The sequence below is a fragment of the Bradyrhizobium sp. 164 genome (assembly GCF_023073715.1).
GTDB lineage: Bacteria > Pseudomonadota > Alphaproteobacteria > Rhizobiales > Xanthobacteraceae > Bradyrhizobium.
This window is the reverse complement of the sequence record NZ_JADPKA010000006.1, coordinates 219,055-234,510: the sequence shown is the minus strand read 5'-3', so window position 1 is coordinate 234,510 and position 15,456 is coordinate 219,055. Positions and strand designations below refer to the sequence as shown.

At 61.4% G+C, this 15,456-nt stretch carries 10 protein-coding genes; 8 read left to right on the top strand and 2 right to left on the bottom strand.

From position 1 onward, the window contains the following. Positions 1 to 171 precede the first annotated feature (171 nt). The gene (locus IVB01_RS02815; RefSeq protein ID WP_247460071.1) at positions 172 to 1,002 is read right to left on the bottom strand and encodes a transporter substrate-binding domain-containing protein; all 831 of its coding nucleotides are present in this window, start codon (positions 1,000 to 1,002) and stop codon (positions 172 to 174) included. Positions 1,003 to 1,905: 903 nt separating this feature from the next. Here IVB01_RS02815 and IVB01_RS02810 point away from each other — a divergent pair. Together IVB01_RS02810 and IVB01_RS02805 are read left to right on the top strand one after the other, a co-directional pair. After that, on the top strand, positions 1,906 to 4,044 hold the full coding sequence (locus tag IVB01_RS02810; protein WP_247494236.1) for an SIR2 family protein: 2,139 nt from the start codon (positions 1,906 to 1,908) through the stop codon (positions 4,042 to 4,044). A 2-nt stretch (positions 4,045 to 4,046) separates the two neighbouring features. Next, positions 4,047 to 5,735, top strand: a complete 1,689-nt coding sequence (locus IVB01_RS02805) for a hypothetical protein (RefSeq protein ID WP_247494235.1) — start codon at positions 4,047 to 4,049, stop codon at positions 5,733 to 5,735. Between the two features lie 194 nt (positions 5,736 to 5,929). On the opposite strand, the gene IVB01_RS02800 is transcribed toward IVB01_RS02805, so the two are convergent. Beyond that, a complete protein-coding gene (locus IVB01_RS02800; RefSeq protein WP_247276246.1) occupies positions 5,930 to 6,883 on the bottom strand; it encodes a LysR family transcriptional regulator in 954 nt (317 codons plus the stop codon). Positions 6,884 to 6,981: 98 nt separating this feature from the next. On the opposite strand from IVB01_RS02800, the gene IVB01_RS02795 reads away from it, so the two are divergent. From IVB01_RS02795 to recQ, 6 genes are all read left to right on the top strand, one after another. Next, entirely contained in the window at positions 6,982 to 8,163 is a 1,182-nt protein-coding gene (locus tag IVB01_RS02795) for an MFS transporter (protein ID WP_247276247.1), read from the top strand. Positions 8,164 to 8,282: 119 nt separating this feature from the next. Then, complete coding sequence (locus IVB01_RS02790; RefSeq protein ID WP_247276248.1) at positions 8,283 to 9,842, top strand: amidase family protein; 1,560 nt, start codon at positions 8,283 to 8,285, stop codon at positions 9,840 to 9,842. Positions 9,843 to 10,134: 292 nt separating this feature from the next. Further along, complete coding sequence (locus IVB01_RS02785; protein ID WP_247494234.1) at positions 10,135 to 11,436, top strand: O-acetylhomoserine aminocarboxypropyltransferase/cysteine synthase family protein; 1,302 nt, start codon at positions 10,135 to 10,137, stop codon at positions 11,434 to 11,436. Positions 11,437 to 11,448: 12 nt separating this feature from the next. Beyond that, positions 11,449 to 12,447, top strand: coding sequence for a homoserine O-succinyltransferase (locus IVB01_RS02780; RefSeq protein ID WP_247276250.1), 999 nt, complete (start codon positions 11,449 to 11,451; stop codon positions 12,445 to 12,447). Positions 12,448 to 12,550: 103 nt separating this feature from the next. Next, positions 12,551 to 13,294, top strand: coding sequence for a polysaccharide deacetylase family protein (locus IVB01_RS02775; protein ID WP_247276251.1), 744 nt, complete (start codon positions 12,551 to 12,553; stop codon positions 13,292 to 13,294). 234 nt (positions 13,295 to 13,528) lie between these two features. Then, positions 13,529 to 15,394 (top strand): DNA helicase RecQ, encoded by a 1,866-nt coding sequence (recQ, locus tag IVB01_RS02770; RefSeq protein ID WP_247276252.1) that lies wholly within the window; start codon positions 13,529 to 13,531, stop codon positions 15,392 to 15,394. Positions 15,395 to 15,456: the final 62 nt, after the last annotated feature.

Sequence of the window (15,456 nt, the reverse complement as noted above, 5' to 3'; positions counted from 1 at the left end):
AGGGCTCGTCAGTATGTCGCCGAAGGGACCATAAGTGGAAGAACTGTTCTAGTAAGCACAGTGCGGCTTCCTGTCCGTGAGCAGACGCCTTAACATCAAGGCATCTAGCCTTGCTTGTACCGTGAGGATAGAGCAGTGGTCGTAGTGTCAGTCGCACCAGGCTTTGCATCCTTACTGGAGACCTGCGCCGGAAGGGGGTAGATAGGTAATGCCATACTTCGCGTAGATCTGCGCTGGTATCTGCTGCTCGACCACTCGTGACACCGCAGCATCCACGGCTGCAAGCAGCGCATCGTCCGCTCGGCGAAGCCCGACTGAAACACTCCAGCGCAGTGCCGGTTCTGGCTCGTATCCGTCGGGTATCCTTACTGCCGTGCTGGGGTGTTCGTGCCGATACCAGCCGACAATCACGGGGTTTGTGGCGCCGACTTCGATTTCGCCTGCCTCGATCGCGGCAATTATGTCCTCCTGAGAGGCGAAGACCGAAACGCGGAAGTCGTGTTTGGCCAACCACTCGTGCTCAATGGTGCCAACCATGACGCCAATCTTCTGACCGTGCAAATCGTTAAGCCGACGAACCGAAGATCGAGATGAAATGACGAGGACAACACCGCTGTCTGCGTAAGGTCTCGAAAAGCGAAGAGGTAGATGGGTTGTCAGCGGCCCGGTAAGTCCCTCCCGATCGTAGCTTGCGGCGGAGGCGACGACGTCCATCAAGATATCGCAATCCGAGTTCTTAATATCACCGGCGTTTCGAACCCAGGTCACACCGAGCTCAAATCCCATCTCGTGCGCCAACGCTTCCGCGAGTTCGACTTCGAATCCGGCAAGACCGCCTCTATCGGTGAGGTTCGAATAAGGAAGTGCGGATGGGTTGGCGCAGAGGCGTAGGATACCGGTCTGCCGCACCTCCGCCAGAGATCTAGCGTCCGCACAATTTCTTGTGCCTGGGGCGATAAGCGTCGCGAGTACGGCAATGCCAAGCATCAGACCATGATGCATCAACGAGGCTCCAGATTCCAAAGCGCGCGCCGAGGCAAGTATTCACCCACCTTAAATAGTAGCGGTGTCGTCAGGCGACAACCCGAGTACCGCCATCAACACGATCAGTTGCCCTGCTCCTCACATCTGAGGTTCGCATCTAGGCGCGATCGGAAGCGCGCTGCCAAGGTCGCCTTAGGGTCACTCGGAGAAGCCGCGAAGTCGTCTAGTGCACGCCTGCACCATCACCGAAAGCGGACATCCCACAGCGTTGCCGTGTTGCCGTCGCGTTGCAGTATGTAAGCAACACGTAAGTGATTGGCCCCACGAACGAAAAGGCGAAATGTTGCCGTGTTGCCGTATTCTCGCAGGTTAGCCGGCGGTGGCGCTTATCCCTACGCTGCGCCAGCCAGAGCCCTTGGCAAACTTAGCGAGAAGCCTTCTAAATCGACTTCGGGTTTTGGACGGCAACATGGCAACAAATGAGGGAAAACACTTAAGGATCAATACCTTTGATGTTGCCGACGAGAGCAACACAACGGCAACAAGTGCCTCAAGCGGCAACACATGGGATCGCAATCGCTCGCCATACCGCCGAAAAGGCTGGATGCATTAGACGATCTACGGCGCTCCAAATTAATTTGAGCGTCGTTAGGTTCTTCCATCGTACGACGCATTGCGGGAATAGCCCTGGCGCTGACCGCCAGCAGCTGAGCGCGAATTTGGTTCGGCTTAGGGAAGAGTAAGTTGTGGGCCGTTACACGGCATGGTTGTCTCTGGCGGCAGTTTGGGTATCTGTAGCGGGCTAGAAGAAAAATCCAAAGCCGAAGTATGATCGATAGCGGATGGCTGAAAGTGACCCGGTGGTAAGCGGGTCACGAGCGCGAGCGCTGTCCAGGCAGCGGCGGCGTAGAGAGAGCGGCGTTGCGCTTCATCAAGGACGGTCCCAGCTTTCCAGACGAACTGCTCGTCGCGCGCGATGAAGGAAGAGTTGTCTTCTTTTGCGGCGCCGGCGTCTCTCGCGCCCGAGTGGGGCTGAAGGACTTCATCGGATTGGCTCACGCCGTTGCCGACAAGTTAGCGATTGGTTCGGACAAGCCGGCGCGACAACTTATCAGTGCTATTGAAACCGTACCGCAAATTCCCGGTGTGGGCGGATTAATTTCCGCCGATCGTGTCTTCGGGCTTATGGAGAGGGAATATAGAAGCCGCGATATCTATTGTGCCATTGCGCAGGCGCTCAAGCCGGAGAGCGTCATTGACCTTAGTGCTCATCGCGTTCTGATCGATCTCGCGAGAGGACCCGACGGCAGGGTTCGGCTAATTACGACGAATTTCGACTTGTTGTTCGAAGAATGCGACGCTTCAATTCCATTCTCCAGGCCGCCGCAACTCCCTGATCCGAAGCGCAGCGATGAATTCAACGGCATCATCCATCTGCACGGTCATGTAAATCGCGACTATAGCGATGCGGAAGGAGACGGTTTCATCATATCGAGCGCTGAGTTCGGTCGTGCCTACTTGGCTGACCGGTGGGCTGCCGACTTCATCAGAAAGGTCCTAGAAAGCTTCTTCGTCGTGTTTGTGGGATACTCCGCTGACGACCCGCCGATGCAATACCTGCTTGAAGCGCTAAACCGTTCGCCGGGCGCCCTTAATGGCGCGTACGCGTTACAATCAGGCTTATTCGAAGAAGCGGAAGCGCGATGGTTTCAAAAAGGCGTTAAGCCGATTGTCTACGATCAGGCTAATGGTCATGCGGCACTTTGGAATTCTCTTGCCCTATGGGCTGAGAGAGCGCGCAATCCCAACGGCTGGTTTGATAGTCTTTTCGCGCAAGCCATGCCCGGTCCCGAGAGCTGCGAGCAACATATAAGAGGACAGATCGCACATGTTGCGACCACGCTAGAGGGGGCGCGCCGTCTGGCCGTCGCGCCAACACCCATCCCTGCAAGCTGGCTTTGTACATTCGATCCAGCAATTCGTTTCGCCGAAGCTGGGCGCATTGGGAAACTGGCGGAAGAGCGGACGCACTTCGATCCGTTTCCTGCCTATGGCATCGACAGCGATCCGGTGCCCGCACACGTGGATCAGAGAACGAGCGAGTTCAACCGTAGAGATATCCCAGCAAGCGCATGGAGCGCGTTCGCGCTCACGCGTGAAGATCGACAGAACCTCCGAGAGGACCAAGTTGCGGCGCTGCGTGGACACTACTCTATCAATTCACCGCGACTGGCTACACGAGTGGGATATCTTGGAGCGTGGCTCGAAAATGTGTGCCACCAGCCGGCTTCGGTCTGGTGGGCGGCGGGACAGCTAGGTCTTCACCCCGACATACAGCGTCGCATTCGATACCGGATGGAGCGCGGAACAGGCGAAGCGCCATCAGTCGTGAGATCGGCGTGGCGTCATCTCATCTCATCCTGGAGCCACGGTTCAGACGATTTCTCGACGGACTATTACCAGTTGCTGGCCGAGGTGAAAATTGACGGTTGGACGGCAGCATCGGTCCGAGAACTGGCGACGTTTCACCGCCCATATATCAAAGCAAGTCGCGCGTTTATGTTTTCGCCGCGGGCGCCCGATGATGACTCTGCTCTTTGCTTGCGCGACTTGTTGAGCTTGGATGTTGAGTATCCCGGTCACGGCGAGGAGCTTTCCGTTCCAAAAGAGTTGCTTTCGATACTTGCTAAAGAGCTGCGGCAAAACCTCGAACTTGGCTCTGTCCTCGAAATGGAGATCGGAGGTTATGGTCTTTCCAGCTTGAATTCGATCAATGAAGAGGATGAAGAAAATGGGCCCGAACGGAAGTATCGGTCAGGCATTAATGCTCCTCTCTTCCAATACGTAAAGGTTTTTGGCGAACTCGCTAAGAGCGATATCAAGCTTGCCAAACAAGAAGCGCGCGCGTGGTACGATACACAAGGTCCTGTTGCGGCTCACATTAAAATTTGGTTTTGCGCCGACAATAGCATCGTTGATCGACGCGAAATTGGACAGGTGCTTCGTTCTATATCCGCGAGGAGTTTTGGGATAGTCAGCACCAACGCGATTTGCTCCTAGCCTTGGAAAAGCGTTGGGCAGAAATGCCGCTTGGGACGCAGCGTTCAATTGAGCGGCGGCTCTTGAGCGGGCGGCGGAAGTGGACTGGGGAGACATCTGTCGAGTTCAAGCAACGCAGCGCCAGTGCCACCCTTAGTCGGATACACTATCTTCACCTGAAGGGCGTCAGCTTTTCTTTCGACATAGACCGTGTGACAGAAGAACTCCGTAAGCGCGATCCTGATTGGCGCGAGGAATGGGCGCCAAGCGCCGCGTTCTCCGTGGGCATGCGCACGAGATGGGTAGCGACTGACACCGAAAGCGCGGAGCTAGGAGACAAACCCCTAGGGCAAGTTCTCGAATACGCCGCGAAGATATCGGGAAGGTCTCCAGATAGGTTCTTTGTCGAAAGGGACCCTTTCAGAGGGTTGTGTGAGACAAAGCCTGTCCGCGCCTTTTCGGCGCTCGCTTTAGCTGCAAAGTCGAATTGGTACCCTACGGCTGAATGGCAAACGTTTTTCAGCGAGGAGAAAAGAAAAGATGACACCGTTCGGTTCGTCTTGCTGATTATCGGTCGATTGAATGCATTTCCCGAAACCTTCGTGAGAGAGTTCCTTCGATCGATTACAGGTTGGCTGCTGAAAGTACATATGCGATTGCTGCCCGACTACCGACCGGCAGTTGATCGGCTCTGGATGCGGCTGGTCTCAGTTCTGAGAGACCGTCCTGATTCCGGGGACACGACAATCGTTCGTAAGGCGCGGCCGGAATGGGCGACTGAAGCTCTAAACGCACCTGTGGGTGAGCTTGCCCAGTTCCTGCTTGCTGACCCTGAGATTAATAAAGCCAGGGGCGGAATGGGCCTGCCCCACGGGTGGAAAGCAAAATGTGATGAACTGCTTTCGCTTCCGGCTGACAATCGCCGACATGCCTTGACCATTCTTTGTCACAACCTGGTTTGGCTATTCTCGATAGATGAGGAATGGGTCACCGTCGCGCTGCTTCCCGCAATCGCGCGCGAAGATGATGATGCCGACGCATTTTGGGCGGGATTCTTTTGGGGCGCGAAGCTCCCGCAAGAAAGCCTCTTCATCAAGCTCAAGCCGGCGTTGTTGCGGCTGACACACCGGAACTCTGAGACGCGTCGGCGCCATACGGAAATTCTTGCGGGTATAGTGTTGGCCGCCTGGGGCCGTAAGCATACAGGGAACGATACTCAATGGATTGCCGACGAAGAACTGACTGCCCTTCTGGTGGATGCTGACGATGATTTTCGCGCACAGTTGCTTTGGTACTTAAAAAACTGGATTGAGGCACCAGACTCCAATTGGAGTGAAACGGCGCTGCGGCTTTTGGGGCAAGTGTGGCCCAAGCAAATCGCCGTCAAGACTCCTAGAGTATCTGCGGCTCTCGCCGAGTTGGCGTTCGCTCAGAAGGAGCGCTTTCCCCTGTTTGTTCAACTCGTCCTGCCGTTCGTCGTGCCGATTGATCAGGACTACATCAATCTGCCCATTCACGAGCACAGAGAAGATGATCTGATTGATAAATATCCGGAAGCTACGCTGTCGCTATTGCACGCAGTGCTCACTGAGAACGTGCGTCAATGGCCTTACGGATTATCCGAGTTGCTGGACCGCATTGGGAAGGCCGATCCGAAATTGCTCACAGACGACAGGCTTATCCGCTTGAACAGGATTCGTGCGTCTTCCTGATGCTTCCAATCTTAAATGAACATGTTTGATCTTGCTGCTTTTCGGCGACGTTCGTCAGCGCTCGAGGCACCAACACCGCTCGGCAGCCTTGGTGGGGCCAAAGGTAGGGCCATGATCAGTGACATCAAGTGTTATATCAATAGAAACAATATGTTAATCTAACTCATGGGCGGACACTCTCTCCGCCATTGGTCTCATCTCGTCAGCTTCCATCTCCCGTCTCCGGCCCGCTTCAGCACGGGATCGCTCACCCGCACATGCTCGGCGAGAAAATCAATGAACGCACGGACGCGTGCCGGGAGCGGCGCGGTGTGGCCGACATAGACGGCGTGGATGTCTTCGCGGTCGCCGGGATTGTGGCTTTGCAGCACCGGGACGAGGCGGCCCGATTCGATGTCGGGGCCGATGTGGAAGAGGGCGAGGCGCGCGAGGCCGACGCCGCCCAGCGCAAGGCGGCGCGCGGCTTCGCCGTCGCTGGCGCGCGCGACGGGCGGCGGCACCGCTTCTTCGGTGTGGTCGCCACGCTTGAATGGCCAGCCCCGGATACTGCGCGGAAACGTCCAACCGATGCCGCGGTGATCAGCTAGGTCGGCCGGCGTCCTCGGCGTGCCGCAACGTGCGAGATAGTTCGGCGCGCCGACCACGACCATGCGGCTGGTGCCGAGTTTTCGGGCGACGAGACGTGACGCACGCAACGGGCCGACCCGGATCGCGACGTCGGCGCGCTCCTGCATCAGGTCGATGACCGTATCCGTGAGCACGAGATCGAGCGTGACGTCGGGATGCTCTTCCAGGAACCGCGGGATCAGTGGCATCACATGCAGCATGCCGAATGGAATGTTGCTGTTCACCGTGAGGCGGCCGCGCGGGGCCGCACCGGAGGCCGCCTCGCGCTCGGCTTCCTCCATCTCTGCGAGGATGCGCACGGCCCGTTGGTAGAACGCCTGCCCTTCTTCGGTCAGGGTCAGCTTGCGTGTGGTGCGGTTGACGAGGCGCGAGCCGAGCCGTGCCTCCAGCCGTGAGATCAGCTTGCTCACGCCCGATGGCGTCAGGCGCAGTTTTCGACCGGCCTGGGTGAATCCGCCGAGGTCGACGACGCGGACGAAGACCTCCATCTCGGCGGAGCGGTTGGTGTCGAAACGGCCCATGTTGAATTCACGTCACAAATGATTGGATTGCGGCCATGCTAACGGTTTTGCCCACGCGCGGCTATCTGCGTGGCTCGTCTCATCCATCGGAGCCACGCATGCCTTCCGCCGTCCTTGCGCTCACCGCCGGTGCCTTTGGCATCGGCACCACCGAATTCATCATCATGGGCCTGTTGCTCCAGGTCGCCGCCGAGATGCACGTCTCGGTGCCCGTCGCGGGCCTGCTCATCTCCGGCTATGCGCTCGGCGTGTTCGTCGGCGCGCCCGTCCTGACGCTGGCGACGCGGCGAATGCCACGGAAAACCGTGCTGCTCGCGCTGATGGCGATCTTCACGCTCGGCAATGCGGCCTGCGCACTGGCACCGAACTACGAATTGCTGATGGCCGCGCGCGTGTTGACTTCCCTTGCCCATGGTACCTTCTTCGGCGTTGGCTCGGTGGTGGCGACCAGCCTCGTCGCCGAGGACAAGCGGGCCTCGGCGATTGCCACCATGTTCATCGGCCTTACGGTCGCGACATTGCTGGGCGTGCCCTTCGGCGCCTGGGTCGGCCTGATGCTCGGCTGGCGCGCGGCGTTCTGGGCCGTGACGGTCATCGGTGTGATCGCCTTTGCCGTGGTTGCCGCGCTGGTGCCCGGCCATGTCGGCAACGGCGACAAGCCGGTCTCGCTTGCCGACGAAGTCTCGGTGCTCGGCCGCCCGCAGGTGCTGCTCGGCCTTGCTATGACCGTGTTCGGCTTTGCCGGCCTGTTCGTCGTCTTCACCTATATCCAGCCGATCCTGACGCGCTTCACCGGTTTTTCGGAGGCCGCGGTCTCACCGATCCTGCTGGTGTTCGGCGTCGGCCTCGCGATCGGCAACGTCGCCGGCGGCAAGCTCGCCGACCGCGGGCTCGCCGGCGCGCTGATCGGGACGCTCGCTGCGCTCGCCATCGTGCTTCTTGGCCTTGCCGCCGCGCTGTCGCTCAAGATCGCCGCGGTCGTGCTGATCCTGCTGCTGGGCGTCGCCGCCTTTGCGACCGTCGCCCCGCTCCAGCTTCGCGTGCTGGAAGCGGCAGGCCCAGATGGCCGCACGCTCGCCTCCAGCCTCAACATCGCCGCGTTCAATCTCGGTAACGCTCTCGGCGCCTGGGCCGGCGGCGTCACCATCGATCGCGGACTCGGCCTTTCGGCGCTGCCTCTGGTCGCAGCCGGCATCACCGCTGTCGGTCTCCTGCTGGCGCTGTGGAGCCTCCGGCTCGACCGCGCCCAGGCCGCCGTTGCGGCTTGCCCCGCGGAATAGCGCAGCGGTGCGTTCGCGGACAATTCGCCGCGTCGCGCCATCGCGCCATGCAGAAAACGCACCTGTACACGTCCTTTGGCCATCCGTAACGTCTGCGGCGCAATTTCAGGAGATGCGACGTGGCGAAGGCGACGACCAAGAAGAAAACGGCTTCGAAGAAACCGGTAAAAACCTCCAGCAAGAAAAGCACAAGCCGCAAGGCCGTCGCTGCAAAGAAGGCAAAGAAAGCCACGCGGCTCAAGCCGGCCTCACCGCGCCGTCCCAAGGGGCCGGCTTGGCAATGGTCGGCGGTCGAGACCGCGGCTGCGATCCGCTCCGGTGCAATCTCCGCCGTCGAGACGGTCGAAGCGCATCTCGAACGCATGCACGCCGTCAATCCAAGGCTGAACGCCGTCGTCGTCGATCTCTCCGAAGAGGCGTTAAAAGCGGCGCATGCGGCCGACAGGCAGCGCGCAAAGGGCGGCGAGCTCGGCCTCCTGCATGGCGTGCCTGTAACCATCAAGGAAAATGTCGACTACGAAGGGCGGCCAAACTTCAACGGCGTTCCCGCTAACAAGGACCTCATCGCGCCGTCCGATTCCCCCGTGGTGCGCAACTTGAAAAAGGCCGGCGCGATCGTGATCGGGCTCACCAACACACCGGAATTCTCCTTCCGCGGCTTCACCGACAATCCTCTGCACGGGCTGACGCTGAACCCCTGGGATCCGAACGTCACCTGCGGCGGCTCCTCGGGCGGTGCGGGCTCGGCGGTGGCGGCCGGCATCGGCACCATCGCCCATGGCAACGACATCGGCGGATCGCTGCGCTGGCCGGCGCATTGCAACGGTGTTGTCACGATCAAGCCGACGCAGGGACGGATCCCCGCTTTCAACGGAAGCGCCATCGCCGAGCGTCCGATGCTGGCGCATCTGATGTCGGCGCAGGGGCCGCTCGCCCGTCACGTCGCCGACGTTCGTCTCGCGCTGGAGGTGATGAGCCAACGCGATCCGCGCGATCCCTGGTGGGTGCCGGCGCCGCTCGTCGGGCCGAAGCCAAAGGGGCCGATCAAGGTCGCGCTGGCCAAGATCCCCGATGACATGGACGTTGACCCGCAGGTTGCCGCGGCGCTGCGCCAGGCCGCGGATCATCTCGAGCGGTCCGGCTATCGCGTCAGCGAGGTCGAGGTGCCCGACATCAACGGCGTCTGGCAGACCTGGTGCGACATCATCACCAACGAGACCGTTGTGATGCAGGAAGCCAGCATGCTGAAGGTTACGTCCGAGGATTTTCACAAGGCCTGGGGCGGCATGAGGACCAAGGCCAACGTGCTCGATCTCAAAGCCTGGATGCAGGCGACGGCCGCGCGCAACGGCCACATCCGCGCCTGGCAATTGTTCTTCGACGAGTATCCGGTCGTGCTGGCGCCGACCACGGTGAAGCCGACGCCGGGCCCGCGCGAGGACACCGTCAGCCCCGAGCGCGTGCGCGAGATCTTCTGGGGCGAGATCCGCTTCATCTCCGCGATCAACGTGCTGGGCCTGCCTGGCGCGGTGGTGCCGGTGGCAGTGCATGACGGCAGGCCGATCGGCGTGCAGCTCATTGCCGGGCGCTATCGCGAGGATCTCGCGCTCGATGCCGCGGCCGCGATCGAGAAGCGCGCCGGCGTGCTCGCTCATCGACTGTGGGAGACGATGGCCTGAAGCTAGGCAGGTTGTCGACGGGTTGACGGTGCACCCTCTGCCCTTATGCGGTCCCCAAAACCCGTAAGGGAGAAGGGAAAAGCAACGCCGCGGGCGCGGCAACCTCGTCAATTCGTTAATCCAGTTTAACCCGAATTCTGGCCACCTCGCCAACAAGCGTTAGGGTTACTTCCTCGATCTCTAGGCGAATTATTGTCCGCTTTACCACCCCCCTCTAACAGGAGGATGGCGGACAACGCACGCGCCTCATACAGGCCGATAAGTGCGGCCCGCTCCACGCGGAGGTGGCACGATGCGCAACGAGACGATCGCTATTCACGCCGGCTACGAACCGGAAGCCACAACGCACGCCGTCGCCGTGCCGATTTACCAGACCGCAGCCTATGCCTTCGACAGCGCCGATCATGGCGCGGCGCTCTTCAATCTCGAGGCCGAGGGCTTTCGTTACAGCCGCATCGCCAATCCGACCAGCGCGGTGCTGGAGAAGCGCATCGCGCAGCTCGAAGGCGGCGTCGGCGCGCTTGCGGTTGCGACCGGCCAGGCGGCGCTGCATTTCGCCTTTGTCAATGTCGCCGATCACGGCGGCAACATCGTCTCGGTGCCGCAGCTCTACGGCACCACACACACGCTGCTCTCACACATCCTGCCGCGGCAGGGCATCACTGGCCGCTTCGCCGAGAGCGACCAGCCCGAGGCGATCGAGAAACTGATCGACGAGAATACCCGCGCCGTGTTCGCCGAGACCATCGGCAACCCCGCCGGCAATGTCTGCGACATCGAGGCGCTGGCGAAAATCGCGCATTCGCATGGCGTGCCGCTGATCGTCGACAACACGGTCGCAAGCCCGATTCTGCTCAAGCCGTTCGACTACGGTGCCGATATTGCCGTGCATTCCCTGACCAAGTTCCTCGGTGGCCACGGCACCACGCTTGGCGGCGCCATCGTCGATTCCGGAAACTTCCCCTGGGGGAAACACGCCGACCGATTCCCGGCTTACAACAAGCCGGATGCGTCCTATCACGGCCTCGTCTATGCCGAGCGCTTCGGCAGGACCGCCTACGTCGAGCGCGCGCGCAGCGTCTATCAGCGCACCATGGGTTCGGTGCTCTCGCCTTTCAATGCCTTTCTGCTGCTCCAGGGCATCGAAACCGTGGCACTGCGCATGGAGCGCCACGTCGAGAACGCCCGCAAGGTCGCCGAATTCCTCCGTGGCGATTCGCGGGTGGCCTGGGTCAATTACACGGGGTTCCCGGACAGCCCCTATTATCCGCTGGTGCAGAAATATCTGAACGGCAACGCCTCTTCGCTGTTTACCTTCGGCATCAAGGGCGGCATGGAAGCCGGCAAGACCTTCTATGATGCGCTGAAGCTGATCACGCGGCTCGTTAATATCGGCGATGCCAAGTCGCTGGCCTGCCATCCGGCGTCGACGACGCACCGGCAGATGTCGGCAGAGCAGCAGCGCATAGCGGGCGTGCTGCCGGAGACGATCCGCCTGTCGATCGGCATCGAGCATTCCGCAGACATCATCGAGGATATCGATCAGGCGCTGGAAAAGGCCTGTCCGTCGTCGCGTCTGCAGGCCGCGGAGTAGGCGGCGGCGCCAATGACGATCTTGATCGACAGGGATCAAGTCATATCAAGCCCGGCACTGGTGCCGGCCGAAGGTGATCTCGCGCGTGATCGCGGCGCCGAGCTGACCATCGGGCTGATCAACAACATGCCGGACCCGGCGTTGAAGGCGACCGAGCGGCAGTTCATGAAGCTGCTCCAGGCGGCTGCAGGCTCGCGTCGCATCCGCTTCCACTGCTTCTCGCTTCCTTCGGTGAGGCGCTCGCCGGACGCCAAGTGGCATATCGAGAGCGAATATTCCGATCTTGCGGATCTCAGGCGCCGTAAATTCGACGGGCTGATCGTGACCGGCGCCGAGCCGGTCGCGCCCGAACTCGACCAGGAGCCGTACTGGCGCGACCTGACGGAGCTGATCGACTGGGCCAAGGTCAACACGCGCTCGACGATCTGGTCGTGCCTCGCCGCGCATGCGGCGGTGCTGCACCTCGACGGCATCGCGCGGCGGCGGCTGCCGAGCAAATGTCACGGCATCTTCGACTGCGAAGCCGTGACGCGCGATCCGCTGACGCGCGGTGCGCCTATGCCGCTCAAGGTCTCGCATTCGCGCCTGAACGAGATCGCCGAGAGCGAGCTCGTGGAAGCCGGGTACCGGGTGCTGACGCGCTCGGAAGAGGCCGGCGTCGACGTCTTTATCCGCCAATATGCCAGCCGCTTCGTGTTCTTCCAGGGCCATCCGGAATATGACGGGCTGTCGCTCCAGCGCGAATATCTGCGCGACGTCGGCCGCTATCTCGCCCGTGAGCGCGAGAATTATCCGAATTTGCCCGTGAGTTATTTTGACGCAGCGACAGAAGAGAAGCTGGCCCGCTTCGAGAAACAGGCACGGCACCAGCGCCATCCCGCGCTCACCAACGAATTGCCTGCGCTGAATTTGCGCGCCGATATCGCCGCCGGCACCGCAGCGGCAGCGTTATTCCGGAACTGGCTGCAATATCTCGGTACGGATGCCGACGTATCGGTCCCTGCGTGCTAGCCGAAGGGTGTTGGCTCCATGTTAGGATTACCCGAGCGTTAGGCTTGCCTCAACTAGCGCGCGAATGTTTCAGTAGCGAATATGGAATCACGGGAAACGCAGCGTGTGGTCGTCACTCCAGGGACGCGTGAGCAATCGGCTGGCTCGGCATTTCCGCGCCGCGCCGCACCGGTTGCCTGCGCGCGCCCCGATGGTGAGCTTCACCTTCGACGATGCTCCAGATAGCGCCGCAGGCGAGGGTGCCGAACTCCTCGAGAAACATGGCGGTCGCGGCACATTCTACCTCTCGGGCAGCCTGATCGATCAGCCGTCGGATCATTGGCAGGGCCTGTCGAATGACGCGATCGTGCGGCTTCACCGCGCCGGCCACGAGATTGCCTGCCACACCTTCTCGCACCAGAGCGCGGTCGATCTCGACGAAGCCGCCATGGAACGCGAGATCGAGCGCAACCGCGACCACTTCCGCAGCATTGATTCCTCGATCATGCTGGAGAACTTCGCCTATCCGTATGGTCTCGCCTCGGTTTGGCGCAAGCCGCAGCTTGCAAGAGCCTACCGTTCGGCGCGCGGCATCCTTCCCGGCGTCAATCACGGCGTCATCGACCTCCAGTTTCTGCGTGCTTCGCCCTTGATCGACCGCGACATCGATACGACAGGCATCGATCGCTATTTCGACGAGGCGGTCGCAAGCGGCGGATGGCTGATCTTGTACGGCCATGACGTCGCCGACAGGCCGAGCCCCTATGGTTGCACGCCGCATTTGATGTGCCATGCGCTGAAGGCGGCCGAGAAGCGCAGTGTACCGATCGTGACCGTCGCGGAGGCGCTGCGAAGGATCGGGGCATAGCGGCTGTTCTTCCCTTTTCCGTTGTGGAGAAGGTGGCGCGAAGCGCCGGATGAGGGGTATGTCGCCGCGAAACAAGTCTCATCGAATGCGCAGTCAGAGACCCCTCACTATGCGGCGAGCCACTCTCTCCCACAAGCGGAGAGGGGAACACTATACCCTGCCGCGCAAACGGTCTTGCCATGCCCGCTCGGTCGTGCGACTGGCGTTGACCGAAAGCTCAATGTCCTCACGCCCATGTCCTCTCCTTCCACCGCTCCGCTGTCCGCTCTGGCCAACGGCCGCGACGCGCTGTCGGTCTTGCATTCGGTGTTCGGCCTGCCGGGGTTCCGCGGCGCGCAGGGTGAGATCATCCGGCACGTGAGCGAAGGCGGCAATTGCCTTGTGCTGATGCCGACCGGCGGCGGCAAGTCGCTCTGCTATCAACTCCCCTCACTGCTGCGCGAAGGCTGCGGCATCGTGGTCTCGCCGCTGATCGCGCTGATGCGCGATCAGGTTGCGGGCCTGATCGAATCAGGTGTCAACGCGGCCGCGCTGAACTCGTCGCTGACTCCGCACGAAGCTTCGGAGGTGGAGCGCCGCCTGATCGCGGGCGATCTCGACCTGCTCTATGTCGCGCCGGAACGGCTGGTGACGCCGCGCTGCCTGTCGATGCTGGCGCGGGCGAAGGTGGCGCTGTTCGCGATCGACGAGGCGCATTGCGTCTCGCAATGGGGCCACGACTTCCGGCCCGAATACGTCGGTCTGTCCATCATCGCCGAGCGCTTTCCCGATGTCCCACGCATCGCGCTGACCGCGACAGCCGACGATCTGACCCGCAAGGAAATCGTCGAGCGGCTTCAGCTTACCGGCTCCCCGCAATTTGTCTCCAGCTTCGACCGGCCCAACATCCGCTACGAGATCGTCGACAAGCGCAATGCGGTGTCGCAGCTGAAGGAGTTCATCCGCGAGCGCCACATGGGCGATGCCGGCGTGGTCTATTGCCTGTCCCGCAACCGCGTCGAGGAGGTCGCTGCCGCGCTTCAAGACGCAGGCATGGCCGCGCTGCCCTATCATGCCGGCCTCGACAGCAGCGTGCGCTCCCGGAATCAGGACCGCTTTCTCAACGAGGACGGCATCGTCATCGTCGCGACCATTGCGTTCGGCATGGGCATCGACAAGCCTGACGTGCGTTTCGTCGCCCATCTCGATCTGCCCAAAAGCATCGAAGCCTATTACCAGGAGACGGGGCGTGCCGGCCGTGACGGCAAGCCATCCGCCGCCTGGATGGCCTACGGCCTCTCCGACATCGTGCAGCAGCGCCGCATGATCGACGAGTCGAACGCTTCCGACGAATTCAAGCGGGTCTCGATCGGTAAGCTCGACGCGCTGGTCGGCCTTGCCGAGACGCCGCATTGCCGGCGCCGGCGGCTGCTCGCCTATTTCGGCGAGATCGTGATGGCCGAGAGTTGCGGCAATTGCGACAATTGCCTGATGCCGCCGAAAATGCGCGACGGCAAGGTGCTGGCGCAGAAGCTGTTGTCCTGCGTCTACCGCACCGGCCAGCGCTTCGGGGCAATGCATTTGATCGACGTGCTGGTCGGGCGCCTGACCGAGAAGGTGACGCAGTTCGGCCACGACAAGCTGTCGGTGTTCGGCATCGGCCGCGAGCTCAACGAAAAGCAGTGGCGCACGGTACTGCGGCAATTGGTGGCAATGGGGCATTTGCAGAGCGACAGCGAAGCATTCGGCGCGTTGAAGCTGACGGACTCTTCGCGCGGCGTGCTGCGCGGCGAAACGGAAGTGTGGCTGCGCGAGGAGGCGCCCGGCACCCGCATCCGTTCGAGCCGGGCCAAATCGCGCCGCGGCGACCTCGCGCCCGCGGCGAGCGCGCCGCAAGGCGACGTCGATCCCGAATTGCGCGCGCGGCTGCGCTCCTGGCGTTCCGACGTCGCCCGCGAGCGCGGCGTGCCCGCCTATGTCGTGCTGCACGATGCCACCATCGACGGCATCGTTCGGGCCTGGCCGACGACGCTGGATGAACTCCGCAACGTGCCCGGGATCGGTGACAAGAAGCTCGAGCATTACGGCGACGAGCTGTTGCAGATCGTCAGGGCGAGGTAGCGAGTAGTCTTCGCCCAACGCGATCCTGTGGCTCTCGGTGCCGGATCTGTGCTTATGCTTGT

What these genes read in the sequence shown, in the direction of transcription:
- IVB01_RS02795 (WP_247276247.1), top strand. Translation starts at nt 6,982, where the DNA reads ATGCCTTCCGCCGTCCTTGCGCTCACCGCCGGTGCCTTTGGCATCGGC.
- IVB01_RS02815 (WP_247460071.1), bottom strand. Translation starts at nt 1,002, where the DNA reads ATGCATCATGGTCTGATGCTTGGCATTGCCGTACTCGCGACGCTTATC.
- recQ (WP_247276252.1), top strand. Translation starts at nt 13,529, where the DNA reads ATGTCCTCTCCTTCCACCGCTCCGCTGTCCGCTCTGGCCAACGGCCGC.
- IVB01_RS02800 (WP_247276246.1), bottom strand. Translation starts at nt 6,883, where the DNA reads ATGGGCCGTTTCGACACCAACCGCTCCGCCGAGATGGAGGTCTTCGTC.
- IVB01_RS02785 (WP_247494234.1), top strand. Translation starts at nt 10,135, where the DNA reads ATGCGCAACGAGACGATCGCTATTCACGCCGGCTACGAACCGGAAGCC.
- IVB01_RS02780 (WP_247276250.1), top strand. Translation starts at nt 11,449, where the DNA reads ATGACGATCTTGATCGACAGGGATCAAGTCATATCAAGCCCGGCACTG.